Source organism: Sphingobium sp. B2D3A, from assembly GCF_025961795.1.
Taxonomy (GTDB): domain Bacteria; phylum Pseudomonadota; class Alphaproteobacteria; order Sphingomonadales; family Sphingomonadaceae; genus Sphingobium.
In genome coordinates this window covers 837,863-864,232 of the sequence record NZ_JAOQOI010000001.1, presented here as the reverse complement: position 1 = coordinate 864,232, position 26,370 = coordinate 837,863, and the positions used below count along the sequence as shown (strand labels likewise).

At 65.3% G+C, this 26,370-nt stretch carries 26 protein-coding genes; 15 read left to right on the top strand and 11 right to left on the bottom strand.

Features of this window, described 5'->3' with window-relative positions; all coding sequences use genetic code 11:
- Positions 1-176 precede the first annotated feature (176 nt).
- The 5 genes from rpsJ to rpsL form a co-directional block, all read right to left on the bottom strand.
- Positions 177-488 carry a 30S ribosomal protein S10 gene (rpsJ, locus tag M2337_RS04005; protein WP_014077880.1) on the bottom strand — a complete coding sequence of 104 codons (312 nt, stop codon included), beginning with the start codon at positions 486-488 and terminating at the stop codon, positions 177-179.
- Positions 489-632: 144 nt separating this feature from the next.
- Entirely contained in the window at positions 633-1,823 is a 1,191-nt protein-coding gene (gene tuf / locus M2337_RS04000; RefSeq protein ID WP_181561249.1) for an elongation factor Tu, read from the bottom strand.
- 106 nt (positions 1,824-1,929) lie between these two features.
- The gene (fusA, locus tag M2337_RS03995) at positions 1,930-4,023 is read right to left on the bottom strand and encodes an elongation factor G (RefSeq protein WP_264571786.1); all 2,094 of its coding nucleotides are present in this window, start codon (positions 4,021-4,023) and stop codon (positions 1,930-1,932) included.
- A 183-nt stretch (positions 4,024-4,206) separates the two neighbouring features.
- On the bottom strand, positions 4,207-4,677 hold the full coding sequence (rpsG, locus tag M2337_RS03990) for a 30S ribosomal protein S7 (RefSeq protein ID WP_181561247.1): 471 nt from the start codon (positions 4,675-4,677) through the stop codon (positions 4,207-4,209).
- Between the two features lie 18 nt (positions 4,678-4,695).
- Entirely contained in the window at positions 4,696-5,067 is a 372-nt protein-coding gene (gene rpsL, locus M2337_RS03985) for a 30S ribosomal protein S12 (RefSeq protein ID WP_181561246.1), read from the bottom strand.
- A 385-nt stretch (positions 5,068-5,452) separates the two neighbouring features.
- Between rpsL and M2337_RS03980 the strand changes: the two genes are divergently transcribed.
- The 10 genes from M2337_RS03980 (at position 5,453) to M2337_RS03935 (ending at position 14,733) form a co-directional block, all read left to right on the top strand.
- A complete protein-coding gene (locus tag M2337_RS03980) occupies positions 5,453-5,965 on the top strand; it encodes a DUF1993 family protein (RefSeq protein ID WP_264571785.1) in 513 nt (170 codons plus the stop codon).
- Between the two features lie 89 nt (positions 5,966-6,054).
- Positions 6,055-6,786 carry a class I SAM-dependent methyltransferase gene (locus M2337_RS03975; protein ID WP_264571784.1) on the top strand — a complete coding sequence of 244 codons (732 nt, stop codon included), beginning with the start codon at positions 6,055-6,057 and terminating at the stop codon, positions 6,784-6,786.
- 48 nt (positions 6,787-6,834) lie between these two features.
- The gene (gene ubiB / locus M2337_RS03970) at positions 6,835-8,373 is read left to right on the top strand and encodes a 2-polyprenylphenol 6-hydroxylase (RefSeq protein WP_264571783.1); all 1,539 of its coding nucleotides are present in this window, start codon (positions 6,835-6,837) and stop codon (positions 8,371-8,373) included.
- A 57-nt stretch (positions 8,374-8,430) separates the two neighbouring features.
- Entirely contained in the window at positions 8,431-9,684 is a 1,254-nt protein-coding gene (gene coaBC / locus M2337_RS03965; protein WP_264571782.1) for a bifunctional phosphopantothenoylcysteine decarboxylase/phosphopantothenate--cysteine ligase CoaBC, read from the top strand.
- Entirely contained in the window at positions 9,665-10,123 is a 459-nt protein-coding gene (gene dut / locus M2337_RS03960; protein ID WP_264571781.1) for a dUTP diphosphatase, read from the top strand. Before coaBC ends, dut begins: the two co-directional genes overlap by 20 nt.
- A gap of 15 nt (positions 10,124-10,138) precedes the next feature.
- Positions 10,139-10,897 carry a HesA/MoeB/ThiF family protein gene (locus M2337_RS03955; RefSeq protein WP_264571780.1) on the top strand — a complete coding sequence of 253 codons (759 nt, stop codon included), beginning with the start codon at positions 10,139-10,141 and terminating at the stop codon, positions 10,895-10,897.
- A complete protein-coding gene (locus M2337_RS03950) occupies positions 10,894-11,268 on the top strand; it encodes a DsrE family protein (RefSeq protein WP_264571779.1) in 375 nt (124 codons plus the stop codon). Before M2337_RS03955 ends, M2337_RS03950 begins: the two co-directional genes overlap by 4 nt.
- A gap of 2 nt (positions 11,269-11,270) precedes the next feature.
- Entirely contained in the window at positions 11,271-12,521 is a 1,251-nt protein-coding gene (locus tag M2337_RS03945; RefSeq protein ID WP_264571778.1) for an MgtC/SapB family protein, read from the top strand.
- A 123-nt stretch (positions 12,522-12,644) separates the two neighbouring features.
- Positions 12,645-13,742 carry a branched-chain amino acid aminotransferase gene (locus M2337_RS03940; protein WP_413716226.1) on the top strand — a complete coding sequence of 366 codons (1,098 nt, stop codon included), beginning with the start codon at positions 12,645-12,647 and terminating at the stop codon, positions 13,740-13,742.
- Between the two features lie 94 nt (positions 13,743-13,836).
- Positions 13,837-14,733 (top strand): pirin family protein, encoded by an 897-nt coding sequence (locus M2337_RS03935; RefSeq protein ID WP_264571776.1) that lies wholly within the window; start codon positions 13,837-13,839, stop codon positions 14,731-14,733.
- Positions 14,734-14,764: 31 nt separating this feature from the next.
- Here the strand turns inward: M2337_RS03935 and M2337_RS03930 are convergent, their stop codons facing one another.
- On the bottom strand, positions 14,765-16,315 hold the full coding sequence (locus tag M2337_RS03930; RefSeq protein WP_181561235.1) for a winged helix-turn-helix transcriptional regulator: 1,551 nt from the start codon (positions 16,313-16,315) through the stop codon (positions 14,765-14,767).
- A 216-nt stretch (positions 16,316-16,531) separates the two neighbouring features.
- Here M2337_RS03930 and M2337_RS03925 point away from each other — a divergent pair, with 216 nt between their 5' ends.
- The 4 genes from M2337_RS03925 to M2337_RS03910 all read left to right on the top strand — a co-directional run bounded on the left by M2337_RS03925 (position 16,532) and on the right by M2337_RS03910 (position 20,296).
- The gene (locus M2337_RS03925; protein ID WP_264571775.1) at positions 16,532-17,095 is read left to right on the top strand and encodes a hypothetical protein; all 564 of its coding nucleotides are present in this window, start codon (positions 16,532-16,534) and stop codon (positions 17,093-17,095) included.
- Positions 17,096-17,313: 218 nt separating this feature from the next.
- A complete protein-coding gene (locus M2337_RS03920; RefSeq protein ID WP_181561233.1) occupies positions 17,314-18,249 on the top strand; it encodes an SDR family NAD(P)-dependent oxidoreductase in 936 nt (311 codons plus the stop codon).
- 33 nt (positions 18,250-18,282) lie between these two features.
- A complete protein-coding gene (locus M2337_RS03915; protein ID WP_264571774.1) occupies positions 18,283-19,269 on the top strand; it encodes a zinc-dependent alcohol dehydrogenase family protein in 987 nt (328 codons plus the stop codon).
- A gap of 31 nt (positions 19,270-19,300) precedes the next feature.
- Positions 19,301-20,296 carry an alpha/beta hydrolase gene (locus tag M2337_RS03910; RefSeq protein ID WP_264571773.1) on the top strand — a complete coding sequence of 332 codons (996 nt, stop codon included), beginning with the start codon at positions 19,301-19,303 and terminating at the stop codon, positions 20,294-20,296.
- Between the two features lie 75 nt (positions 20,297-20,371).
- On the opposite strand, the gene M2337_RS03905 is transcribed toward M2337_RS03910, so the two are convergent.
- From M2337_RS03905 to M2337_RS03885, 5 genes are all read right to left on the bottom strand, one after another.
- A complete protein-coding gene (locus tag M2337_RS03905; protein WP_264571772.1) occupies positions 20,372-21,541 on the bottom strand; it encodes an amidohydrolase family protein in 1,170 nt (389 codons plus the stop codon).
- A gap of 168 nt (positions 21,542-21,709) precedes the next feature.
- Positions 21,710-22,609: a TauD/TfdA dioxygenase family protein gene (locus M2337_RS03900; RefSeq protein WP_264571771.1), complete on the bottom strand. Its 900-nt coding sequence runs from the start codon at positions 22,607-22,609 to the stop codon at positions 21,710-21,712.
- An 88-nt stretch (positions 22,610-22,697) separates the two neighbouring features.
- Positions 22,698-23,924 (bottom strand): glycerate kinase, encoded by a 1,227-nt coding sequence (locus M2337_RS03895; RefSeq protein ID WP_264571770.1) that lies wholly within the window; start codon positions 23,922-23,924, stop codon positions 22,698-22,700.
- Entirely contained in the window at positions 23,925-24,893 is a 969-nt protein-coding gene (locus M2337_RS03890; protein WP_264571769.1) for an NAD(P)-dependent oxidoreductase, read from the bottom strand.
- An 89-nt stretch (positions 24,894-24,982) separates the two neighbouring features.
- The gene (locus M2337_RS03885) at positions 24,983-25,483 is read right to left on the bottom strand and encodes a MarR family winged helix-turn-helix transcriptional regulator (RefSeq protein WP_181561226.1); all 501 of its coding nucleotides are present in this window, start codon (positions 25,481-25,483) and stop codon (positions 24,983-24,985) included.
- A 231-nt stretch (positions 25,484-25,714) separates the two neighbouring features.
- Between M2337_RS03885 and M2337_RS03880 the strand changes: the two genes are divergently transcribed.
- Positions 25,715-26,362: a c-type cytochrome gene (locus M2337_RS03880; protein WP_264571768.1), complete on the top strand. Its 648-nt coding sequence runs from the start codon at positions 25,715-25,717 to the stop codon at positions 26,360-26,362.
- Positions 26,363-26,370: the final 8 nt, after the last annotated feature.

Sequence of the window (26,370 nt, the reverse complement as noted above, 5' to 3'; positions counted from 1 at the left end):
CCAGGGCCCTAAGACCCAGGCAGCCAACCCGATTTTGCGATGCGTTCCCCCGTCCGGGCTGGATGCTTCCGGACCCTCGACAAACGAGGCGGAAACGACGGAGGACGCTGCCCGGCCGAAGCCGGCGGTATCCAAATGTCCTGCAAGGCGACCCGAAGGCCGCCCCGCTACGGCCATCAGGCCAGTTTGATCTCGACGTTCACGCCGGCAGCCAGATCGAGCTTCATCAGCGCATCGACGGTCTGCGGGGTCGGCTGCACGATATCAAGCATGCGCTTGTAGGTGCGGACCTCGAACTGTTCACGGCTCTTCTTATCGATGTGCGGCCCACGGTTGACCGTGAACTTCTCGATGCGGGTCGGCAGCGGAATGGGACCGCGAATGAGAGCACCCGTACGACGAGCGGTATCGGCGATGTCGCCGGTCGCCTGATCCAGCACGCGATGATCGAATGCCTTGAGACGAATACGGATATTCTGCGTTTCCATGTCCACTAACCGATGTGAAAGAGCCAAAACAAAACCGCTTCACCCTGATGGCCCCGGTGCCATTCTGGCACTCACGAGCGCGCGCGAAGCGGCGAAAAAAGCAGGCCGCTCGAATCACCTGATCCGAGCGGCTCGCTGCCTATATTACTTCGAGATCGTCGCGACAACCCCAGAACCGACCGTGCGGCCACCTTCGCGAATAGCGAAGCGGAGGCCCGGGTCCATCGCGATCGGCGCGATGAGCTTGACGGCCAGCTTCACGTTGTCGCCAGGCATGACCATCTCGGTGCCCTCGGGGAGGACGACCTCGCCGGTCACGTCCGTCGTGCGGAAGTAGAACTGCGGACGATAGTTGGCGAAGAACGGCGTGTGACGGCCACCTTCGTCCTTCGACAGCACATACACCTCGGCTTCGAACTCGGTGTGCGGCGTGACCGAACCCGGCTTGGCCAGAACCTGACCACGCTCGACTTCTTCACGGCCAACGCCACGGATCAGCGCGCCGATGTTGTCGCCGGCTTCACCCTGATCGAGCAGCTTGCGGAACATTTCCACGCCGGTGACGGTCGTCTTCTTGGTGGGCTTGAGGCCGATGATCTCGACTTCCTCGCCAACCTTCACAACGCCGGTCTCGACGCGGCCGGTCACCACGGTGCCGCGACCCGAGATCGAGAACACGTCTTCGATCGGCATCAGGAACGGACGGTCAACCGGACGGGCCGGCTGCGGGATGTAGGCGTCGACGGCATCCATGAGCGCCTTGATCGAATCCTTGCCGATCGCGTCGTCACGGCCTTCGAGAGCAGCCAGAGCCGAACCCTTGACGATGGGGATATCGTCACCCGGGAAGTCGTAGCTGGAGAGCAGCTCGCGCACTTCCAGCTCGACGAGCTCGAGGAGCTCCTCGTCGTCGACCTGGTCGACCTTGTTCATATACACGACGAGCGCCGGCACGCCGACCTGACGGGCGAGCAGGATGTGCTCGCGGGTCTGCGGCATCGGGCCGTCAGCAGCGTTCACCACGAGGATCGCGCCGTCCATCTGGGCGGCACCGGTGATCATGTTCTTCACATAGTCAGCGTGGCCCGGGCAGTCGACGTGCGCATAGTGACGGGCGCCAGTCTCATACTCGACGTGTGCGGTCGAGATCGTGATGCCGCGCTCGCGCTCCTCGGGAGCCTTGTCGATGTTGGCATAGTCCGTGAACGTGGCGCCACCGGTTTCGGCCAGCACCTTGGTGATGGCGGCGGTCAGCGTGGTCTTGCCATGGTCGACGTGACCGATGGTGCCGATATTGCAGTGCGGCTTGTTCCGCTCGAATTTAGCCTTAGCCATTTCCTACCTCTTTTCGCTCAATAGCTTGGGTTCAACCGCTCGGGGAAGCCTCGCGAAGGCGCCCCCATAACAGCAAATTTACATAAATCCAGATGAAAGTGCCGGCTTAGGCCAGCTTCGCCTTCACCTCGTCCGCAACGTTCTGCGGCACCTCGTCGTAGTGCGAGAACTGCATGGAGTAGTTCGCGCGGCCCTGGGTGAACGAGCGGAGCGAGTTCACATAGCCGAACATGTTGGCCAGCGGGACCATCGCCTCGACAACCTGCGCATTACCGCGGCTGTCGGTGCCCTGGATCTGGCCACGACGCGAGTTCATGTCGCCGATGACGTCACCCAGATATTCCTCAGGCGTCACCACCTCGACCTTCATCACCGGCTCGAGCAGCGTGATGCCGGCCTTCTGCGCGACTTCACGCATCGCACCGCGACCGGTGATTTCGAATGCCAGCGCCGACGAGTCGACGTCGTGATAGGCGCCGTCATACAGGTTGATCTCGAAGTCGATGATCGGGAAGCCGATGAGCGAACCCGTGGCCGCCGTCTCGCGCATGCCCTTCTCGATCGCCGGAATATATTCCTTGGGAATATTACCGCCCTTGATCTCGTCCTTGAAGATGATGCCCGCACCGCGCTCGCCCGGCGTGACCTTCACCTTGATGCGGCCGAACTGGCCGGTGCCGCCCGACTGCTTCTTGTGGGTATAATCGACGTCGACGGCCTTCTTGAGATACTCGCGATAGGCCACCTGCGGCGCACCGACGTTCGCCTCGACCTTGAACTCGCGCTTCATGCGGTCGACGAGGATTTCGAGGTGAAGTTCGCCCATGCCCTTGATGATGGTCTGGCCCGATTCGTGATCGGTCGAAACGCGGAAGGACGGATCCTCGGCGGCCAGGCGGTTGAGCGCGACGCCCATCTTTTCCTGGTCGGCCTTGGTCTTGGGTTCCACGGACAGCTCGATGACCGGCTCGGGGAATTCCATGCGTTCCAGGATGATCGGCTGACGCTCGGCGCACAGCGTGTCACCGGTCGTCGTTTCCTTCATGCCGGCCAGCGCGACGATATCGCCGGCATAAGCCGTATCGATGTCCTCACGGCTGTTCGCATGCATCAGGAGCATACGGCCGATCTTTTCCTTCTTGTCCTTCACGGAGTTCAGATAGGTGCCCTTGCTCAGCGTGCCGGAATAGACGCGCAGGAAGGTGAGCGAGCCGACGAACGGATCGTTCATGATCTTGAACGCGAGACCCGAGAACGGCGCCTCGTCGCTGGTGGCGCGGCTGTCCGGCTCTTCCGTGTCGGGGTTGATGCCCTGCACGTCCTCAATGTCCAGCGGGCTGGGCAGATAGTCGACGACCGCGTCCAGCAGCGCCTGCACGCCCTTGTTCTTGAAGGCCGAGCCGCACAGCACCGGCACGAAGCTCTGGTTCAGCGTGCCCTTGCGGATCAACTTCTTGAGCGTCGCGACGTCGGGCTCGTTACCCTCGAGATAGGCTTCCATCGCGGCATCGTCCTGCTCGACAGCCAGCTCAACCAGCTTCTCGCGATACTCGGCAGCCTTGTCGGCGAGGTCGGCCGGAATTTCTTCATAGAAGAATTCAGCGCCCAGATTCTCATCCTTCCAGATGATCGCGCGGTTGTTCACGAGGTCGACGAGACCCTTGAAGTCCGATTCCGCACCGATGGGCAGATACAGGACGGCCGGGGTCGCGCCCAGGCGATCGATGATCGTCTGCACGCAATAATAGAAATTGGCACCCGTGCGGTCGAGCTTGTTAATGAAGCACATCCGGGGCACGCCATACTTGTCGGCCTGACGCCACACCGTCTCCGACTGCGGCTCCACGCCGGCAACGCCGTCGAACGCGGCAACCGCGCCGTCGAGCACGCGCAGCGAGCGCTCCACCTCGATGGTGAAGTCCACGTGGCCGGGGGTGTCGATGATGTTCAGGCGATGCTCGGGGCCTTTGCCCTCATCGGCCTTCCACAGGCAGGTCGTCGCAGCCGACGTGATCGTGATGCCGCGCTCCTGCTCCTGCTCCATCCAGTCCATCGTGGCGGCGCCGTCATGCACTTCGCCGATCTTGTAGGACTTGCCGGTGTAATAGAGGATGCGCTCGGTCGTCGTCGTCTTGCCGGCGTCGATGTGCGCCATAATGCCGAAATTGCGGTAACGCTCGAGCGGGTGGCTGCGGGCCATGATCTTTACTCCATTGCCCGCGTGCGGCGGGGCTGCGGTCTGAAAGGTTCCTCTCCGTTCGGGTTGGCTCGGCGGGGACCCGTTTCTCCCCTCACGGAAGAACAGCCCTTCGACAGGCCCGAGCGAACGGTGGTGCAGGAAGCCGGGACAGTCCTGTGACTGCCCCGGCTTCCAATATAGTGCTTACCAGCGGTAATGCGAGAAGGCGCGGTTGGCTTCGGCCATCCGGTGCGTGTCTTCACGCTTCTTCACGGCATTGCCACGGTTGTTCGCGGCGTCCAGAAGCTCGCCGGAGAGGCGGGCCGCCATCGTGGTCTCGCTGCGGCTGCGCGCCGCATTGATGAGCCAGCGAATGGCCAGCGCCTGGGCGCGCTCGGGACGGACTTCCACCGGCACCTGATAGGTCGCACCGCCAACGCGGCGGCTGCGGACCTCGATGCCCGGCTTCACATTGTTGAGGGCGTCATGAAAGACCGAGATCGGATCCTTCTTGGCGCGGGTTTCAACGGTGGCCAGTGCGCCATAAACAATCTGCTCAGCGACAGCCTTCTTGCCGTCATACATGACGCTGTTCATGAACTTGGACAGAACCTGATCGCCATACTGGGGATCGGGCAGGATGACGCGCTTTTCGGGGCGACGACGACGTGACATATCTCTGTTCTCCCCTGCTTACTTCGGACGCTTCGCGCCGTACTTGGAACGGCTCTGCTTGCGGTCCTTGACGCCCTGGGTATCCAGAACGCCGCGAAGAACGTGATAGCGCACACCGGGAAGGTCGCGCACACGGCCGCCACGGATCAGCACGACGCTGTGCTCCTGGAGGTTGTGGCCTTCGCCCGGAATGTAGCTGATGACCTCACGGCTGTTGGTGAGGCGCACCTTGCAGACCTTGCGGAGAGCCGAGTTCGGCTTCTTCGGGGTCACGGTGTAGACACGGGTGCAGACGCCGCGCTTCTGCGGGTTCTGCTCCATCGCAGGGACCTTGCTCTTGGCCTTCTGCGGCTCGCGGCCCTTGCGGACCAGCTGGTTGATCGTTGGCATGAAGCCCTTCACCTTTTTTCAGTTACTCTGCCATCTGCATGTCCTGGGTCGGCCGATGACCAGCCGGGGCTGACCTCCAAACGACAAGAGACCCGGCGGTCGGTAAAGACCCCCTGGCCCCGCAAGAGCATAGGCAATGTTCAAGCTCTGTATGACCCAGCGGACGAGCGACCGAATCCTAGTGAAAGCACAGGTTGCGGGCCGCGAGGCAGGCGGGCCTATACAGAGAGGCCGCCAACCGGTCAAGCACGGCTCACCCCAAGGGGCATGCGCGGCGGCGAGGCGTTTTGAAATGCCGCCTTGCCTCTTTCGGCCTGCGCGCGCACATCCCAATCACCCGGCCCAATACCTTGGCCCAACACCCTGGCAGCAAAGGCGAGAGCTGATGACCCTGACCATGCACGCGATCACCGTTCCTCTCCTCGTCAACAGCTTGACCAACATGGAGAGGTGGCTCGCGCGCCCGGATGTGCGTGCTGCCGAGGCCGATCTGCTGGGCGCCCGGCTGATCGAGGATATGCGCCCGCTCACCGCCCAATATCAGATGGCGTCGGACAGCGCCAAGAACGGCATTGCCCGTCTCGCCGGCATCGAGCCGCCCGCCATGCCCGATACCGAGGCGAGCCTCGATGCCCTGCAGGAGCGGTGCGCAAAGACCATCGCCTTCGTCCATAGCGTGACGCCCGCACAACTGGACGGCAGCGAGGACCGCGAGATCGTGCTGCGCTTCCCGAACGGTCAGGGATATCGGTTCCACGGGCGGGATTATGTCACGGGCTTCATGCTGCCCAACTTCCTGTTCCACGCAACGACGGCCTATGCGCTGCTGCGGACACGTGGGATCGCGATCGGCAAGCCGGATTTCCTGGCGCCGGTTCCGCTCGCCGACCCGGCATGAGCTGACGGCGGCCCATCCCGCGCGGCATCGGCCGCTCCGGCATGGTTCGCCCTTTGCGCGACCGGCAGAGTCGGCTAGAGCCCGGCCCCATGAGCGAGACAGTGTCCTTTGGCTATCGTGAGGTAGCCCCCGAGGAAAAGACGAAGCTGGTCGGCGACGTCTTCTCCAATGTCGCCCGCAACTACGACATCATGAACGATGCGATGTCCGGCGGGATGCATCGGCTGTGGAAGGACCAGTTCGTCCGCCGCGTGAAGCCGCGTAAGGACGAGGCGATTCTCGACATGGCGGGCGGCACCGGCGACATCGCCTTCCGCATGGCCAAGCATGGCGCGCGCGTGACGGTGAGCGACATCAACGAGGATATGCTCGCCGTCGGCATGACGCGGGCGCAGAAGCGCGGCATCGAGGGACTGGTCTGGCAGCCGCAAAATGCCGAGCAGCTGGTCTTCGGCGATCGCAGCTTCGATGCCTACACCATCGCGTTCGGCATCCGTAATGTGACTGACATCCCGGCGGCGCTGCATGAGGCGCATCGCGTGCTAAAATATGGCGGGCGCTTCTTCTGCCTGGAATTTTCCAGCACCACCTGGCCCGGCTTCGGCGATGTGTACGACGCCTATTCGCACAAGCTGGTGCCCAAGCTGGGCAAGATGATCGCCGGGGATGCGGAGAGCTATCGCTATCTCATCGAATCCATCCGCCGCTTCCCGGACATGCCGAAGTTCAAGGGCATGATCGAGGAGGCGGGCTTCGTGCAGGCAAAGGCCGAGCCGATCATGGGCGGGCTCGTCGCCATCCACTCGGGGTGGAAGATATGATTCGCCAGCGCAGCAGTCCCATGGTGCGTTCCGCAGGGCGATAAGGTCATGACAGCGCATATCACCCATCTCTGGCGCCTGCTGTCATGGGGGCGGACTCTCGCCCGGCATGGCGCCCTTCGCGGTATCGAGCGGGATGGCAATACGCCCGCCCCGGTGCGCCGCCTCGCACGGCTGGCGCGGCTCGGTGCGCGCGTGCCCAAGGAGCCGCGCTATGCGGAGGCGTTTCAAGCTATTGGCCCGGCCGCGATCAAGCTCGGCCAGTCGCTGGCGACGCGCCCCGATCTGGTCGGTGAGGATGCTGCCCGCGATCTGCTGTCGCTGCAGGACGCGCTCCCGCCCATGCCCTTCTCCGCGATTCGCGCCGAGATCGAAGCCAGCTTCGGGCGACCGCTCGACTCGATCTACGCCAGCGTCGATGAGCAGGCCGTCGGCGCTGCCTCCATCGCGCAGGTGCATCGTGCCGTGACGACGGACGGCCGCGCGGTTGCCATCAAGGTGCTCCGCCCGGGGATTCGGGAGCGGTTCAACCGCGACATCGACACTTATGAATGGGCAGCGGCGCATCTGGAGCAACTGGGCGGCGAGGCCTCGCGCCTCCGACCGCGTCTGGTTGTGGCCAATCTCAAGCGCTGGACAGCGCGCGAGCTGGACCTGCGCCGCGAGGCAGCCTCTGCATCGGAGCTGGCGGAGGCCATGTCCGCCGTGCCGCGCTATCGCATCCCGCAGATCGACTGGGATCGCACCAACGGCCGGGTGATGACTCTCGAATGGATCGACGGCATCAAGATCAGCGACCGCGCGGCGCTGGTCGCCGCCGGGCATGATCTGAGCGATCTGGCCGCGCGGCTCGTCAACACCTTCCTGCGCCAGGCCATCGCCGACGGCTTTTTCCATGCCGACATGCACCAGGGCAATCTCTTCGTACAGGCCGACGGCACCATCGTCGCCATCGACTTCGGCATCATGGGGCGGATCGACCGGCGCGCGCGGCTGTGGCTGGCCGAGATCCTTTACGGCCTCATCACCGGCAACTATCGCCGCGTGGCGGAAATCCATTTCGAAGCGCAATATGTGCCGGCCCACCACAATGTCGCCGAGTTCGCGACCGCCCTGCGTGCCGTCGGCGAACCGATGCGCGGCAAGCCGGTCAGCGAGTTGTCTGTAGGCCAGATGCTGGACGGCCTGTTCGCCATCACCCGCGATTTCGATATGCAGACGCAGCCCCATCTGCTGCTGCTGCAAAAGACGATGGTGATGGTCGAGGGCGTGGCGACCATGCTCGACCCGACGATCAACATGTGGGACGTTTCCGGCCCCTATGTGAAGAGCTGGCTGCGCGACGAACTCGGCCCCGAAGCCAAGCTTGCCGATTCGATCCATGAAACCGTGGACACGATCCGCCGCCTGCCCGGCCTCGTCCGGCGGCTGGAGGAAGCCTATCCCGAGCCGGGTGGCGCCCCGCCCCCGCCGCCCCTGCCGGCGGTGAAGCTGGTGCAGGTGAAGGTCGGCTGGTTCTGGCGCTATGCGGGCGTGGCGATTCTCGCTGCGGCGGCCGGCGCCGGCGCCATGGCGCTCCTTGGCTGATATTCCGCCCCTGCCGAGCCGCTAGCCGGACCGGCGCCCAGCCGCTATGGAACCATCATGACCCAGCGGATCCTCCTCATCGTCTCCGGCGGGATCGCCGCCTACAAGGCGCTGGAACTGGTGCGCCTGCTCAAGGGCAAGGGCCTCGCCGTGCGCGCCGTGCTGACGGACGCCGCCACCCAGTTCGTGACGCCGCTCTCCTTCGGCGTGCTCACCGAGGATCATGTCTATGGCGACATGTTCGACCTCAAGGAGGAGCGCGAGATCGGCCATATCCAGCTCAGCCGCGAGGCCGACCTGATCGTTGTCGCGCCGGCGACCGCCAACATCCTCGCCAAGATGGCATCGGGCATCGCTGACGATCTCGCCACCACCGTGCTGCTCGCCACCGACAAGCCGGTGCTCGCCGTGCCCGCGATGAATGTGCGGATGTGGCACCACAAGGCCACCCAGCGAAACCTCGACACGCTGCGCGGCGATGGCATCCATGTGATGGAGCCTGACGTCGGCGCCATGGCCTGCAACGAGTGGGGCAAGGGTCGCCTGCCCGAGCCGGCCGCCATCGTGCAGGAAATCGAGCGGCTGCTGGCAGAGGCGCCGTCACCGGCCGCGCTGCTGACCGACACCAGCCGAACGATCCATGCGCCCGATCTCAGCCACGCCAATCTGCTTGGCCGCCATGTGCTGGTGACCGCCGGGCCGACACACGAACCGATCGACCCCGTGCGCTACATCGCCAACCGGTCGTCCGGGCAGCAGGGCTTTGCGATTGCCGCCGCCGCCGCCCAGGCCGGTGCGCGCGTCACGCTCGTCGCAGGGCCGGTCAGCCTGCCCACGCCGCGTGGCGTCACCCGGGTGGACGTGCAGACCGCGCGGGAGATGCAGGCCGCCGTGGAGGGAGCCTTGCCAGCCGATATTGCCATATTGGTCGCAGCAGTGGCCGATTGGCGCGCCGCCGACGAGGCCGGCCAGAAGATCAAGAAGGATGGCTCGGGCACGCCTGCCCCGCTCGCGCTGGCCGAGAATCCGGACATCCTCGCGACGCTGGCGCGCCACGTCCAGCGCCCCGCCCTGCTCGTCGGCTTCGCGGCCGAGACCGAAACTGTCGTCGACCACGCTATCGCCAAGCGCCAGCGCAAGGGCGCGGACTGGATCGTCGCCAATGACGTGTCCGGCGATGTCATGGGCGGATCGCATAACAGCGTCCATCTGGTCACGGCGCAGGGCGTCGAAGACTGGCCGGACATGCCCAAAGCCCTTGTCGCCACGCGGCTGATTGAAAGGATTTCCGATGAACTGGCCGCTCGTTGACATTGCGGTGAAGCGCCTGCCCCATGGCGAAGACCTGCCATTGCCCAGCTACGCCACCGCCGGCGCAGCCGGCATGGACGTGGTCTCCGCCGAGGATGTGATGCTGCCGAGCATGGCCCGCCATGCGGTGGCCACCGGTCTCGCGCTTGCTATTCCCGAGGGGTTCGAGGTGCAGGTGCGCCCCCGGTCCGGGCTGGCGCTCAAGCATGGAATCACGCTGCCCAACACCCCCGGCACGATCGACAGCGATTATCGCGGCGAATTGAAGGTGATCCTGGTCAACCTTGGCGAGGATGATTTCGAGATCAAGCGCGGCGACAGGATCGCCCAGTTGATCGTCGCGCCGGTGCAGATCGCGCGCATGGTCGAGGTCGCGACGCTCGATGATACGGCGCGCGGTGCGGGCGGTTTCGGTTCCACCGGCGTCCGCACGGTCTGACGCACAGCCGCACTGATGGACTTCACCGACGATCAGCTTGAGCGATATGCCCGCCACATCGTGCTGCGCGAGATCGGCGGCGCGGGGCAGGCACGGCTGGCCGGAGCGCATATCGCGATCATCGGCGCGGGGGGCATCGGGTGCCCGGCCATCGCTTATCTGGCTGCGGCCGGCATCGGCACCCTGCGCATCATCGATCATGATACGGTGAGCCTCTCCAACCTGCAGCGGCAGATCCTGTTCGCCAGCGACGACATCGGTCGCCCGAAGGCAGAAGCCGCGCGCGATGCCGTGCGCCGGCTCAACCCGGATTGTCATGCCATTCCGATCAACACCGCGCTGGATGCCGACAATGCCGCGACGCTGCTGCGCGATGCCGACATCATTCTGGATGGCTGCGACAATTTCGAAACGCGCCTCGCCGTCTCGGACGCCGCGACCCGGCTGCGCATTCCGCTGGTGAGCGCCGCTGTCGGCCAGTTCGAGGGGCAGATCGGGGTCTGGCGAGGGTGGGAGGACGGACAGCCCTGCTATCGTTGCCTGGTCGGGGAAACCCGCACCGACCCCGCCCGCACCTGCGCCGAGGAAGGCATTGTTGGGGCGCTGACCGGCATCATTGGCTCGATGGCGGCGCTGGAGGTCATCCGCGCCCTCGTGCCCTTCGGTGAAGCGGCGACCGGCAAGCTCATTGTCTTCGATCTGCTGGCCCGTCGCCTGCGGACCATGGCCATTCCGCCGGACCCGGCCTGCAAGGCCGCGCTGGCCTGCGCATGAGCGCGCGGCGGCCTCTCGCTCTCGTCGTCGTCAGCGCCGATCCTTCCCGATTGCGCGCGGCCCTGTCGCTCGCGCGGGCGGAGGTCGCCTTGGGAAGTGCGGCCCGCGTCTTCCTGCAAGGCGAGGCGGCTGCCCTGTTGCGCACCCCGATCCGCGCGCCGCAGGACGCCGCCTGGGCTGCAGCCGGGGAGCCGACACTCGCGCAGTTGCTGGATGATGCGCTGGATGAAGGCGTGGCGATCAGCCTCTGCCAGAGCGGCCTTGCCATGGCGGGCGTGGCAGCGGACAGCCTCGACTCCCGTGTCGAGATCACCGGCCCCATTGCCTTTCTCGCGGCGGCTGGGCCGGACATCCGCCTGCTGACGCTCTGACCATGAGCCTTGCTCTATCTCCATCGCTGCTCGGGCTTCTCGCCGCTCTCGCCGCCGGCCTTCTGATCGGCCTCGAACGAGGCTGGACTCAGCGCGACAAGCAGGCCGGGCAACGGGTGGCGGGGTTTCGCACCTTCGGCCTGATCGGTTTTGCCGGTGGCCTGTCGGCGCTCCTGCCGGAGATGATCGCCGCGATCATGGCGCTGGGGGTGGTCGGCGCGCTGCTCATTGGTTTCGGTCAGGCGATTCGCGACGACCAGCTTTCCGCTACCACGATTGTCGCGGCGCTCCTGACCTTTGCCATTGGCTATGCCGCAGTGGCGCTCTCACCTGCCATCGCTCTGGCAGCAGCGGGCGCGGCCTTCGTGCTGCTGAGCGCCCGCCACTCGATGCACGCCCTGCTGCGCGGGCTGACGGAAGGCGAGATTGAGGGCGTCGCCCGCTTCGCGCTGGTCGCCCTCGTCGTCCTCCCACTGCTGCCCGATGCCAATTATGGCCCTTACGACGCTTGGAACCCCCGCCAGATCTGGATGGTGGTGGTGCTGGTCGCAGGGCTCTCCTTCGCTGGCTATGTCGTCGCGCGCCGGTTCGGCAGCAGCCGGGGCGTATTGATGATGGCGCTGACCGGCGCCATCGTCTCGTCCACGGCGGTGACGGCCTGGTACGCCCGCCGCCTGCGCACCGAGCCGGAATTACGCGGCGTGCTGACCGCCGGCATCGCCATCGCCACCATCGTCATGTTCGTGCGCGTGCAGGTGTTGACTGCCATCCTCGTGCCCCGCGCCCTGCCCACGCTCGCGCTGGTGCTGGCCCCGGCGCTGGTCGTCTCGGCGATCATGGCCTTGATCGCCTGGCGCCGTGACGATTCGCCGGATGGGCCATCGGTCAAGCTCGGCAACCCCTTCGATTTCGGCCCGGCGCTGATGCTGGCGGCCTTCGTTGCGGTCTTCTCGCTGGTCGCGCGCTGGGCGCTCGATGTCTGGGGCGATCAGGGCATCGCGGTTGTCATCGGCCTCACCGGCTTCATGGATGTGGACGCGGCGGTGCTCACCCTTGCCGGCCTGCCCGCACAAACGCTCGACAATGCCACGGCGGGCTTCATCCTCGCCGCGCCGGTCTTCGCCAATACCGCCGTCAAAGGCGTGATGGCGCTCGTGCTGGCCGGGGGACGCAATGGCATCGTCGCATCCGTCCCGCTCTTTGCGTCCCTGCTTGCCTCGCTGGCGGGCGCTGCCCTGTTCTGGCTGAGCTGAGCTGAGCTGAGCGCGGCGCACCTGCAACGGCGCGGCAACCGATGCCACCAGCGGACGCGCGGGGGCATGACAGCCTGCGTTTATCCTGATACCGCCTGCGCCACCTGAACCCATCCAGCCTCAATGGACAGATTTCGCATGTTGGACTTCACGACCCAGCCGCTCGCCACCCCCACCTCGCCCGAGGACCGTGTTGCCGCCATGGCCACGCTCGGTTTCGGCACGCTCTTCACCGACCATATGGTGACGATCCGCTATACCGAGGGGCAGGGTTGGCATGATGCCGTACTGGGTCCGCGCCAGCCGATTCCGCTCGATCCGGCAGCGGCCGTGCTCCATTATGCGCAGGAGATTTTCGAGGGGCTCAAGGCTTATCGCCTGCCCGACGGGTCTGTCGCAAGCTTCCGCCCGGAGGCCAACGCCGCCCGCTTCAACCAGAGCGCGACCCGCCTCGCCATGCCCCATCTGCCGGAGGATCTCTTCGTCGAGAGCATCCGCAAGCTGGTCGCGGCAGACATCGACTGGGTGCCGGATGCCGACAAGGGCAGCCTGTACCTGCGCCCCTTCATGTTCGCGAGCGAAGCGTTTCTCGGCGTCCGCCCGGCGCGCGAATATGTCTATTGCGTGATCGCGTCCCCGGTCGGCGGCTATTTCAAGAGCGGCAAGTCGGCCGTGACGCTGTGGGTCAGCCATGATTATGTCCGCGCGGTGCCCGGGGGCACCGGCGCTGCCAAGTGCGGCGGCAATTATGCGGCGAGCCTGCAGCCGCAATCCGTCGGCATCGAGCATGGCTGCGACCAGGTGCTGTTCCTCGATGCGGTCGAGCGCAAATGGATCGAGGAGCTGGGCGGCATGAACATCATGTTCGTGTTCAATGACGGCACGATCATCACCCCGCCGCTCAACGGTTCGATTCTGCCAGGCGTCACCCGCGATTCGCTGCGGCTCGTCGCGGAGGATGCCGGCTACACGGTGAAGGAAGAGCCCTACAGTTTCGAGCAGTGGATGACCGATGCCAAGAGCGGCAAGCTGAAGGAAGCGTTTGCCTGCGGAACCGCTGCCGTCATCACGCCCATCGGCGAGGTGCGCTCGACCCAGGGCGATTTCATCATTGGCAATGGCGATGGCGGCGAGGTGGCCCGCGCGCTGCGCGAGGCGCTGGTCGGCGTGCAGCTCGGCCAGAAGCTGGACCAGCATGGCTGGATGACCCGCCTGGCCTAAGCGGGTTGGCCTGAACGGGCCGGCAGACGGCCGGGAACGGAGCGGGTCATTCTGCATAAGGATATGAACAAGTCTATCTGAAGGAGCAGACCCGATGACCTTGCGCCAGACCGGCATCGACAGTGTCGACATGATCATCCTGCCGCCCGTGCGCGATTTGGGCGACGGCTTTCAGGTCCGGCGCGCGCTGCCATCGGCCCATCGCCGGATGGTCGGCCCCTTCGTGTTCTTCGATCAGTTCGGCCCGACGACCTTCTCGGCCGGCGAGGGCCTGGACGTCCGCCCCCATCCGCACATCGGCCTCGCCACGGTGACCTATGTGCTGGAGGGCGAAATCCTCCACCGCGATTCGCTGGGCAAGGTCCAGCCGGTGCGCCCCGGCGCCGTCAACTGGATGACGGCAGGGCGCGGCATCGTCCATTCCGAGCGCAGCGCCGATGATACCCGCGCCGCAGGCGGGCCGTTGTTCGGCCTCCAGACCTGGGTCGCGCTGCCGCAAGCGAAGGAGGAGGTCGATCCGGCTTTCTTCCATCACCCCGCCGACACGATTCCCGAAACGGAGGCAGAGGGCGTGCGCATCCGCGTCGTCGCTGGGAGCAGCGACGGGCTGACCTCGCCGGTGCAGGCCTTCTCGGACATGCTCTACGCCGACGTCACGCTCCAGGACGGCGCGCGCTACCGGCTGGGCACCGACCATATCGAACGCGCGGTCTATGTCATCTCGGGCGGGCTGGCGGTGGAAGGCCAGAGCGGCGGTTTCAACGCCGGCGAACTGGTGATCTTCAAGCCGGACAGCGAGATCGTCCTGCGCGCCAATGGCCCGACCCGCATCATGCTGGTCGGCGGCGAGCCATTGGATGGGCCACGGCACATCTACTGGAACTTCGTGTCCAGCTCCCGCGATCGCATCGAACAGGCCAAGGACGACTGGCGACAGGGCCGGTTCGACATCGTGCCCGGCGAGCGCGAGTTCATTCCGCTGCCCGACTAGGCCTGAACGATTTCAGGCCGGGCGGAGGCCTTCAATCCCGATCCATTTCCTGGATCGCCCGCTCCCGATCGAGCTGGACTTCGGCATTGTGCGTCAGCGCATCGAATGTCGTCATGAAGCTGTCGAGCTGGTCGGCAGGGATGCCCTGAAACAGGAACTCGCTGCGCCGAACCGCTGTCTCCTCAATGATCTGGCTCACCGCGCGTCCCTTCTCGGTCGGACCGAAGAAGCCGTGGCGGCGTCCCGGGCGTCCGGTCCGCTCGATCAGGCCGATCTCGATGAGATGATTGACGGTGCGGCCCGCCTGGCTCTGGTCGCGCGCCAATGCCAGCACCAGCTGGGGCCAGCTGATCGGCGGATTGCGGCAGATTTCCGCCATGACCCAGGTCTCGAAATTCGACAGGCTGGTCTGGCGCTTATGGGCAAGGGCACCGCCGCGCAGCATGTAGGAGCACAGAGTGACGAACGGCGGCAACACGCGTGAGCGGTCCGCCGCGACACCGTTTTCGTCCGGCAGGCCTTCATCGACGAGATCCTGAAATGCCACGGTCTCGGGCCGCTGATTGCTCGCCGCCTGCTTGCGCTCCTGCTCGAACAGGGCAATGGCGCGGGTCAGCAGCATGTCCAGCACTCCGGAGAGCGTCTGAAGTTCCTCATCGCTGATGCCGAAGGTGAGCTCCCGATTGCGCAGCTCGGCATGGCGCTGCAGCCGATCCGCCAGCTGCTTGCCGCTCGGGCTGAGCCGGATGGGGCTGCGGATGCCGCTGCGCAGCAGCAGGGCGACCTCGCCCATGCGCTTGATGGCACGGCTGATCTGCGCCTTGTCGACACCGCAGGCCAGGGAAATCTGCGCGAGGGTCATGCCCCCTTGGACATGAAGGAGCAGCAGGATCCGCCGGTCCAGCTCGTTGATATGCGCGGTGCGGGCGAAGGAGATATTCGCGCTCTCGCGGGCATTGCGCAGAAAGACCCAGAGCTTGGACTGGAACCGGGCCTGACGCTCGTCCCGCGGGCCGGGCGCCGGCGACGGGGCGTCGACGTCGATGCCGTCGAGCAGGACATCCAGCTGGCGATCGAAGGAACTGTCCGGTCCCGATGGTTCGGCACGGGCCTGCTCGACCAGCGTCCACCCGATCACGAAATGCTCGAGCGCCTGCGCGATCACGCGGGCTTCATCGAGTGCGAGGCCGACCTCGCACAAGGGTGCGACCGCGTCCGGCGTCCCCACCGCGAGAGGAAAGCGCGAGGCGACATGCGCGAACAGCCTGGCGCCATCGCGACTGGAGAGCATAGCGACCCGGCTGGTCTGCGCGCGCAAGGCAAGGCGACCGCGCCAGCCCGGGCCTGCCGCGCCGCCCTCGGCAGCACGCACCATATCCTGCGCCAACGCCGTCAGAAGTTGATCGTCGCTCGCGAAATGCTCTTCGATTTCGGCCGGATCGGCTTCAAGGTCGGCAGCGACGGCCTGCAGAGTGCAGCCGTCCAGGCCCGACCGGCCCAACAGGGCCAGCCCGGCGCTGATAATCGAAGCCCTGCTGATGCGCGCCCGGACCGAACCGAGCGCCGCGCGCCCCTTATTCATGATGACCGATCCCCAAAGACCCACCTTTCGCGTGATTCGGCCAGATTCATCGCATTTTCGAGCAGCGGTCAATGTTTATGCAAAATAATCAGACATGATCGTCATCCCCGAGCGATCCGTAAAATCGTTAGACCCGCAATAGATGGCGTAGTAAGATTTTCGCCACGCGGACGACCGCGTCACGAGAAGACAAGATATGTGGGAGCGAGAGGACCGGTGATCAGCAAATCCGTGGCGGCAGTCAGCGCCTTCATCATCGTCGCAGCCGGGCTGAGCGGCGTGGCCCAAGCGCAGGGCAGCCTGAACGACCAGTTGGCGACCTGCGCGAGAATTGGGTCCACGGAAGCCCGCCTCGCCTGCTACGATTCGGTGGCGCAGTATAATCAGCCGCAAGGCGGCACCTCTGCGCCCGCGCCTGTGCCGGGCGCGGCCGGCTCCGGCAATGCGAGCCGCACACCTACGCCCGCACCGGCTGCCCCGCCCGCTCCGGCCGCAACGAGCGGCTTCGGCGCCGAGCAGGTGGAGCGCGCCACGCGCCAGCCGCGCGCATCTCAGGAAGACAAGGAAACGAGCGCCACCGTGGCAAGCGTGCGCGAGATCGGCCCGGGGCTCTGGCAGGTCACGCTCGGGGATGGCGCGGTCTGGCGGATGACCGAGCGGATGACCGCCTTCCAGCCGCCCGCCCCCCAGGACTCGGTCACCATCCGCAAGGGCGCGCTCGGCAGCTATCTGATGCAGGTCGGGCGGCAGGCGGCTGTGCGCGTGAACCGCGTGCGCTGATCGCGCGCGGCATCCGGCGGAAAGACCTAATCAACAAACCGCTGGCTTGCTGCGAGCAGGGTCGGACCCGCCTCTGCTCTGACTTATCGCCTAATCGACTGTCGCGCACCGCAGTCACGCCACGCACGCGCCGCCGCTTTTTTGTGGACTTAGTCATTCTGATCTCGATAGGGCCGTGCCATCCCGCATGAGCAGGCGGATTGAGGAGAGGTGATCTGATGTTGAACGTGAGTGGCAAGACGGCCTTCATCACCGGCGGCGCAAGCGGCATGGGCTGGGGCATGGCAAAGGCCTTCGGCGAAGCGGGGATGCGGGTCATTATCGCCGACATCCGTCAGGACGCGCTCGATCAGGCGATGGAAGGCTTTGCCAAGACCAATCTGGCCGTTCACGCCATCAAGCTGGATGTCGCAGACCGCGATGGCTGGGCACGCGCCGCCGATGAAGCCGAGGCGCAGTTCGGCAATATCCATGTGCTGGCGCTCAATGCCGGCGTGGGCGTCACCGGCTCGATGCTCACGGCGACCTACAAGGACTGGGACTTCAACATGTCCGTCAATGTCGGCGGCGTCGTCAACGGGCTCGTCACCATGCTGCCGCGGATGCTCAAGCATGGCGAGGAAGGGCAGATCGTCGTCACATCCTCGACCGGCGGCTTTTCTGCCGTGGGCAATGCCGGGCTCTATTGCGCTGCCAAGTTCTGCGTCGCCGGCATGTTCGAGAGCCTCGCGACGGATCTGCGCGGCACCGCGCTTGGCGCCTCGGTCTTCTTCCCCGGCCCGGTGCAGACCCAGCTCGGCAGCACGACCAACGCCACCCGCCCCGAGCATCTGCGCAACGATGCGCCGCCCCCGGCCCCCGAGGCCGTCGGCGCGAAGAAGGATGCGCGGCCGGCACCTGGCTTTGACCCAAGCCTCTTCATGTCCAGCGAGGAAGTAGGCGAGCGCGTGCTGCGCGGTATCCGCCGCCGCGACCTGTTCATCATGACCCACCCGGAGTTCCAGCGCGGGATCGAAGCGCGCAGCAAGGCGCTGGTCCGTGCCATTCCGGTTGAAGCGCCGAACGAGGCCCGCGCCAACCTCGTCGCCCAGTTCGGAACGCTCATGTACAACCCGATCTACGACGAGCAGCAGCCGCTCGACGAACCGCTTTGAGACGGCGGAGCTGACCACAACAGGAGAGAACAGATGGCAAAGGTCGTCCGCGTACATGAACTGGGGCCTCCTGACGTGCTCCGTTTTGACGAGATCGCGGTCGGCGCGCCCGGCCCTGGTGAAGTGCGGATCAGGGTCGAAGCCATTGGCCTCAACCGCTCCGAAGCGATGTTTCGAGCAGGGCGCTATCCCACCAAGCCGACATTGCCGACGCTGATCGGCTATGAGGCCTGCGGCATTATCGAAGCTCTGGGCGAAGGCGTGTCCGGCTTCGCCGTCGGTGATCGGGTCTGTGCCCTGCCCATGTATCCGCTCGGCCAATATGGCGTCTGGGCCGAGCAGGCGATCGTGCCGGCCCGCTGCCTCCTGCACGCACCACCCGGCCTCAGCGCCGCGCAGGCTGCGGCGGTGTGGATGCAGTATATGACGGCCTATGCGATCATCGAGGTCGGCAAGGCCGGCATCGGCGATTATGTCATCATCCCCGCAGCCTCCAGCAGTGTCGGTCTCGCTGCGATCCAGCTCGCCAACTGGGCCGGCGCCGTCTCGATTGCGGCCACGCGCACCAGCGACAAGGCCGAGGCGCTCAAGGCGCACGGGGCCGCCCATGTCATCGCGACCGGGGAGACGGATCTGGTCGAGGCCGTGATGCAGATCACCGACGGCAAAGGCGCGCGGCTGGTGTTCGACCCGGTGCAGGGGCCCTATGTGCAGACGCTCACCAGCGCGATGGCCGAGCGCGGCATTCTGTTCATCTATGGCGGCCTGTCCGAACAGCCGACCCCCTATCCGCACTGGAATATGGCGTTCAAAGGCCTGTCGATGCGCGGCTGGGTCGCCTCGGAAATTTGGAACCACCCCGAGCGGTACAAGCGCGCGCAGGAGCACATCCTGCTGGGATTGAAGCTGGGCAAGCTCAAACCGGTGATCGCGCGCACCTTCCCGTTCAGCGAGATCGTGGAAGCCAATCGCTATCTGGAATCGAACCAGCAAATCGGGAAGATCGTCGTCACTGTCTGACCGGATGGCGGCGTCGATGCGGGAGAGAAATATGGCGGATGAAGAGCACGGCCAGACCAGCGTGAAACTCCCAGCGCGGGACATCCCGCCACCCCGGACGATCAGCCCGCAAGCCCGGCAAGCGCTGATCGAGGGCGCCGCCACGCCGGCGACGAACTGGCCTGCCGCGACCGATCTGGCAGGCTGGCGGGAACGGCTGGCGGCCAGCAACGCCATGTGGGAGCCGATGGCGCAAGCCATGCTCGCCACGCTACCAGTGACCATCGACACCGTGCAGATCGCCGGCGTGCCCTGCCATGATTGCGTGCCGCACGCCGGAACAGCTGATGATGGTCCGGTCTATCTCTTCATTCATGGCGGCGCGTTTGTTTTCGGCGGTGGCGCATTCGCCAAGGCGACCGGTGCCCGGCAGGCAGCGGCGCTGGGCTGCCGGGTCGTCTCGGTGGATTATCGTATGCCGCCCGACCACCCTTACCCGGCTGCGCCGGAGGATTGCCTTGCGGTATATCGGGCGTTGCTGGCCGGGACCGATCCGCGCCGCATCGTGATCGGCGGCAGTTCCGCCGGCGGCAATCTCGCCGCAGCTGTGACGCTGATGATTCGCGATCAGGGCCTGCCGCTCCCCGCCGGTCTCGTACTGCTGACACCCGAAGTCGATCTGACCGAGTCGGGCGACAGCTTCCTCACCAATGAAGGGCTGGATGTGGTGCTCAAGCGCGGGCTGCCGGAGTGCAACGCGCTCTACGCCAGCGGCCATGACCTCACGCAGCCCTATCTCTCCCCGCTCTTCGGCGATTTCACCAGCGGCTTTCCGCCGACACTGGTGCAGACTGGAACGCGCGATCTCTTCCTGTCGAATTCCGTGCTCTTCCACCGCAAATTGCGAGAGGCGGGCGTCGATGCCGAATTGCACGTGTGGGAAGCAATGCCGCACGCCGGGTTCGGCTGGGGCGAGGTACCAGAGAACAGGGAAATCGAGCGCGAGGTTGCGCGGTTCATCGCGCGCGTGGTGCCGCAGCAGAGCTAGCGCAACCGCGGGCTGGCCATGAAAAAAGGGAGAGCGCGCGCCCTCCCTTTTCCTATCTCATAGCGAATTGCGCGCTTACTCAGCGGCGATCGCGTCCACGCGGGCAGGAATGTCCAGCCCATAGAGCTTGGCGGCATTCTCATAGGCAATCTTGCGCACCAGCGCCGGATCGGCACCTTCGGTGAACTCGGCCAGCACCTTGCGGCTGTTGGGCCAGATGCTGTCCGGGTGCGGATAGTCCGTCGCCCACAGCAGCTTGTCCTCACCGTAAAACTTGTGCAGCGCGATCGCCGTGGGGCTCTGCTGGAACGTGCCGTAGACCTGCCGCTTGAACAGCTCGGACGGCTTCATCTTGTGCGGAATGCCGCCGCGCGCGTTCCAGAATTCTTCGGCTTCCCACAGGCGCCAGTGCCGATAATCCAGTTCCTCGATCACCCATGGCAGCCAGCCAATGCCGCTCTCTGCAATGACGATCTTGAGGCCGGGATGACGCTCGAGAATGCCCCAGGCAAACAGGTCCACAAACGGGTCCATGAACTGCTCGATGAACATCTTCACATGCAGGAAGGTGGCGCCCGGGCTGCCCTTATACTTGTCGAACGCGCGGCTGACGCTCGGGAACACGGTCACGTGGAAGGAGAGAATGATATTGTTCTCCTCCAGCATGGTCCAAAGCGGCTCCCAGCGCTCGTCCTCAAGGCGCGGCTGGGCCATGGCGATCTGCAGATTGGCCTGCTTGAACCCCCCCAGATCGACGATCTTCTGCAACATCGCGACGGCCGCTTCCGGCTCGGGCGGCAGCATCGGCACGCCGATCAGCCGGTCGGGAGCCGCGGAGCAGAACTCCTTGAGCCATTCATTATAGGCGCCGTAGCAGGCGTCGCGCAGTTCCTTGTCGTCGAAATCGAGTGAGGTGACCGGGCCGAAGATGACATGCGCATACACGCCATCCCGATCCATGTCGGCCAGTCGCAGTTCGGCGACCGCAGGGCGACGCTCGGTCTGATCGACAATGCCACCGCGATCCAGGGCGGTGAAGATCGGCTTGGGACCGGTCATCGTGCTCGGCGCACCCGACCAGCCGCCCAGGCTTTTACCGTCACTCATCCAGGTGGCGCGGCCATCGACCATCTCGACCTTGGGGCCGCGATCCTTCAGATGGTCGGGCAGCCGGCTCGTCCAGAGATCGGTAGGAAGTTGATTGAGATCGAGGTGATCGTCACAACTGATCAGCGGATAATCCATGGGCCTGCTCCTCTCGCCTGAAGACCGAATGAAACGAGGACGGCTTTGTGCCGACAGCCTTCGGTCCTCAGCAATGTAATTAGCTACCTAACTATCTTGCAGCTTTTCATGGAGCAATGCAAGCATTTCCGTCGCCTTTGCCCTTCGGTTCAACCCGGCCGGCGCTCCTCAATTGGAAATGGCGCGTAACGGCGCGGTGATCGCGCTGCGCTCCTCGCCATATTCATTGACGTTGGCGCGGCGCAAATCGCGCTTGTAACGCACATAATCGAACGCAGTCCCGCGGTGCAGCGCATAGCGATTGTCCCAGATCAGCAGGTCGCCCTGGCGCCATTTGTGCGCGTAGATAAACTTCTCCTGACTGGCGAAGGCGATCAATTCGTCGATCAGGGCCGTGCCCTCGGCATCGCTCAGCCCCTCGACGCGGAACGCATGGCTGCCCACGAACAGGCTCTTGCGACCCGAGGGGCTGATTCGGACCATTGGCTGCATCGCGCCCGGCATGATCTCGCGGATTCGGGCCGCTTCCTCGGGGCTGGCGCCGCCCTTGATGCGGCTGGCCGCAAAGCTGTGCTCGGCAACGAGCGTCTCGATGCGATCCTTCATCGCCTGCGGAAGTTCATCATAGACATGGCGCAGATCCACGAACTCGGTGTCGCCGCGCTCCGGCGGAACGATCACACCGCGCAGCATCGACCATTTGCTCGGCATGTCGTTGAAGCTGCTGTCCGCGTGGAAAATCTCATTGCCCTTGGCGAACTTGGCCCGCAGCGATTCGCGGTCCACGATCTCACCGTTCACGTCGAGATTGGAGGCATCGTAGAGGCCATAGGCCATCCGGCGCGGCTCATCCGGCCGATAGACGCCGGGCAGCTCGAGCGGGCCGAAGGCGCGGGCAAAGCGCAGATGCTCCTCATCCGTGATATGCCCCTGGTCGCGGATGCACAGCACGACGTGCTCGTCCATCAGGCGTTCGACGAGATCGATCAGCGGCTGATCGGGGACTTGCGACAGGTCGGGGCCGGACAATTCGGCGCCAAAAATCGGATGCAGCCTCCTGACGTCCATAGCACCTCTCCCGTCTCACCTGTTTATGCAGCTTCTATTAATTCCGATTCAAATGATTTGCAAATTCAATGCTTGTGATGCCGAGCCGTCAAGGATCGACCAGGATGATCCGCAAGTCGTTGACGTTGGTGAGCGTCGGCCCGGGCGTGAACAGCCCACCCACCTGACCGAGAGCGCCCCCGGCATCGTTGGCGGCCTGCACCGCCTCAACGTCGATGCCCGCCTCGTCCAGGGCAAAGCCGGTCTCCCCATCGACATAGGCGCCCGCGACATCCCGGTTGCCGTCCACCCCGTCCGTATCGGCGGCCAGCGCGGCGACGCCGGGATGGTCGGCGATCTGCCCGGCCAGCTCCAGCGCATATTCCTGATTGGGGCCACCGACCCCATGGCCGGTAACCGTCACCGTCAATTCGCCGCCCGAGAGCAGCGCGCAGCGTTGGGCGCGATTGTGCGCCAGGATCGCGGCCTGGGCATGACGGCGCGCGACCTCGCGCGCATCGCCATGGGCCTCCCGATCGAGAACGACCGGTTCATAACCCTGCGCCTGCAAAAATGCGGCGGCGGCATCCAGCGCGTCATCGGGGCGGACGACCACCTCAAACCGGCTCTCCGCCAGGCGGGGATCATCCGGCTTGATCGATTCGCTCCAGCCACCCGGATCGGCGATGCTATAGCGCGCCAGCACCGCTTGTGCCTGCGCCACCGTGCTTTCATCGCCCACGGTCGGGCCGGAGCCGATGTCCTGCGGCACATCGCCGACCACATCCGAGACGGCAAGGGTCACGACCTGCGCCGGCCAGGCAGCCGCCGCGAGACGCCCGCCCTTGATACGCGACAGGTGGCGCCGCACCATGTTGATCTCCCCGATCGACGCACCGGAGCGCACCAGCGCGCGGGTTACGGCCTGCTTGGCCGCGAGATCAAGCGGCGGGGATGGCGCTGCGAGCAGGGCCGAGGCCCCGCCCGAAAGGAGCACCAGCAGCAGATCGCCTTCCCCCGCGCTTTCAGCCAGGGCGAGACAGCGCTCCGCCGCCGCAAGACCTGCCGCATCCGGCACGGGATGGCTGGCTTCAACCAGCTCGATGCGGGTGAGCGGGCCGCCATAGCCGGTGCGGGTCACGGCGAGGCCGGTGGCATCCGGCCAGTGCTGCTCCACCGCCTGCGCCATCGGCACGGCGCCCTTGCCTGCGGCGATGACGAGCACGCGCCCTTTGGGCCGGGGCGGCAGGGCCGCAATGATCGTCTCGGGCCGCTTGCACGCCGCAACCGCGACGGCAAAAGCCTCCTCCAGCAAAGCGCGCCGGTTCATGGCCATTTAGCGCGCCGCCAAGAAGGTTGCGACATTCTCGCCGGTGCGGCGCGCCACTTCCGTCACCGCCTGTGCGCTCAGCCATGCGGAATGCGGCGTGACGATCACATTGTCGCGTTGAGCAAGGCGCAGAATGGGGCTGCCCGGTGGCGGCGGCTCGACCGGCGCCACATCGATTCCGGCGCCGCCGATATGGCCTGACGCCAGCGCGTCCTCCAGCGCATCGAGATCGATCAGGGCGCCGCGCGCGGTGTTGATGATGACGGCACCGGCCTTCATGCCGGCCAGCGTCTGCGCGTTGAGCATGTGCCGCGTGTCGTCCGTCAGCGGGCAATGCAGGCTGATGATGTCGCTGGTCGCCAGCACCTCCTCGAAGGCCAGCCGCCCCTCACCGGCCGGCTGCCCCTGGCGCCCGGCAAACACAACATCCATGCCCATCGCCTGCGCGCGGCTGGCGACGGCCTGCGCAATCGCGCCGCTGCCGAACAGGCCGAGCCGCTGCCCGGCAAGATCCCGCACGGGCGCAGCAAAGACGCAGAAGGCCTGGCCGTTCTCCCATTGGCCATCGACAACCGAATTGCGGAACGGCACCAGCCCGCGAGCGAGGGCGAGAATCAGCATCATCACATGCTCGGCGACGGATGTGCCGGCGTAACCCACCACATTGCGCACTTCGATGCCCCGGGCCTTGGCCGCGACGCTGTCGACCACGTCCGTCCCGGTCGCCGTCACGGCAATGAGCTTGAGGTCCGGCAGCGCGGCAAGCATGGCCGCGTCCAGCCGCACCTTGTTGATGATCGCCACCTGCGCGCCGGCGAGGCGGGCAGCCACATCCTGCGGCTCGGTGAAATCATGCTCGATCCACTCATGCGCGATATCGGGTCGGGGAATCTCGAACCCGCCCATCGTTATCTTGTCGAGATGCACAATGCGCGGCGCGCCGTGCGCTGCCTGCTCGTTCGTCCCCGTTGCCATGCGGATCGCTCTCCCTAGATCGTTCGCAATGCAACTATCTAGCGCGGCAGGCCAAGTCCAGCGCCTGATGCGACGGACCCGACGGGCAATCAGCCCATTGGAGATTCGTACAGTAATCTCATGAGCTTGTCGGTGACGACATTGACCTGATCGATCTCCTTGTCGCTCAGCCCTTCCAGTACGGACGCGCGGAAAGCGTGGGCAACCGCCATGATTTCATCCAGCGCTTCCTGCCCGGCCGGCGTGAGCTGGATCAGCTTGGTGCGCCGGTCGCTGGGGTCCTGCAACCGCACCACCAGGCCATCGGCTTCCAGTGTATCGAGCATCCGCGTCAGGGTCGGCCCTTCAATGCCGATCCGCTTGGCGATGGCAATCTGGGCGCTCGGTTCCGGTGACCGGGCGATCGTCGAGAGCGCTTCCATGCGGGCCGAACCATAGCCCAGTGGACGCAGGCGCTCGTCCAGCATCGCGCGATAGCGGCGCGCAACGAGGATCATGCGATAGGTGAACCCATATTCGCGATCCAGCCGGCTCCCACCGGTGATCGTCGGCAGGACAATGGCTGCCGGTTCCTCAGAATTCTCAGCCAATAGTAACCCCCACGTGGCCGGCGCGCCTGATTGCAAGTCGTTCCAAAGGCCCGATCATTTGCCCCCTGTCAACCCGAGAGCTGACGCCCGGCCGGATTGCCGCCTAGCCGGGCCGGCGTATCGCAATGCACAATTGAGTGTTGACGCTGCTCGTCCGCCACGCCAGATGCTTGGGCACAAGCCCGCGAGGGTTGGAGAGGACGACAGAAAAGATTGTTGGGAGTTGCTGCAATGTCCACCCTTCGCGCGCTGTCGACTCGCGCTCATGCTGCCTTGATCCTCCCTTGCCTCGCCGTTCTTTCGGCCTGTGGCGGCAGTGCCGAACCGGCCCAGAACAATGTTTCCGAAGCTGACAATATGCAGGAAAACGCCGTGAACGCGGCGGAAACCCCTGTCATGAATGAAGCCAGCAATCAGGCGGCGGCCCCACCCGCGCCGGTTGCCGAGGCGACAGAGGCTGCAGCGGCAAAGCCTGCCGCCGAAACCGCAGCACCCAAGGAAACCGCAGCGGCCGCTCCGGCCCCCGCGAAGGTCGCAACATCGGCGCCCGCCAGTGCCCCTGCCGCCGCGCCGGGGGGCGACGCCGCCAATGGCGCCAAGCTGTTCGCACAATGCCGCGTGTGCCACTCTGTCGAGCCTGACAAAAATGGTCTTGGCCCGTCGCTCCACGGCGTGGTCGGTCGCAAGGCGGGCACGCTGGCCGGGTTCAATTACTCGCCGGCCGTCAAGGGCAGCGGCATTACCTGGTCGGCATCTGCGCTGAACACCTATCTGCGCTCGCCGATGAAGGCAATGCCGGGCACGAAGATGGCGTTCGCGGGCATTGCCGACGATGCCAAGCGCGCCGACGTCATCGCCTATCTCCAGACGCTGAAATAAACCCCCAG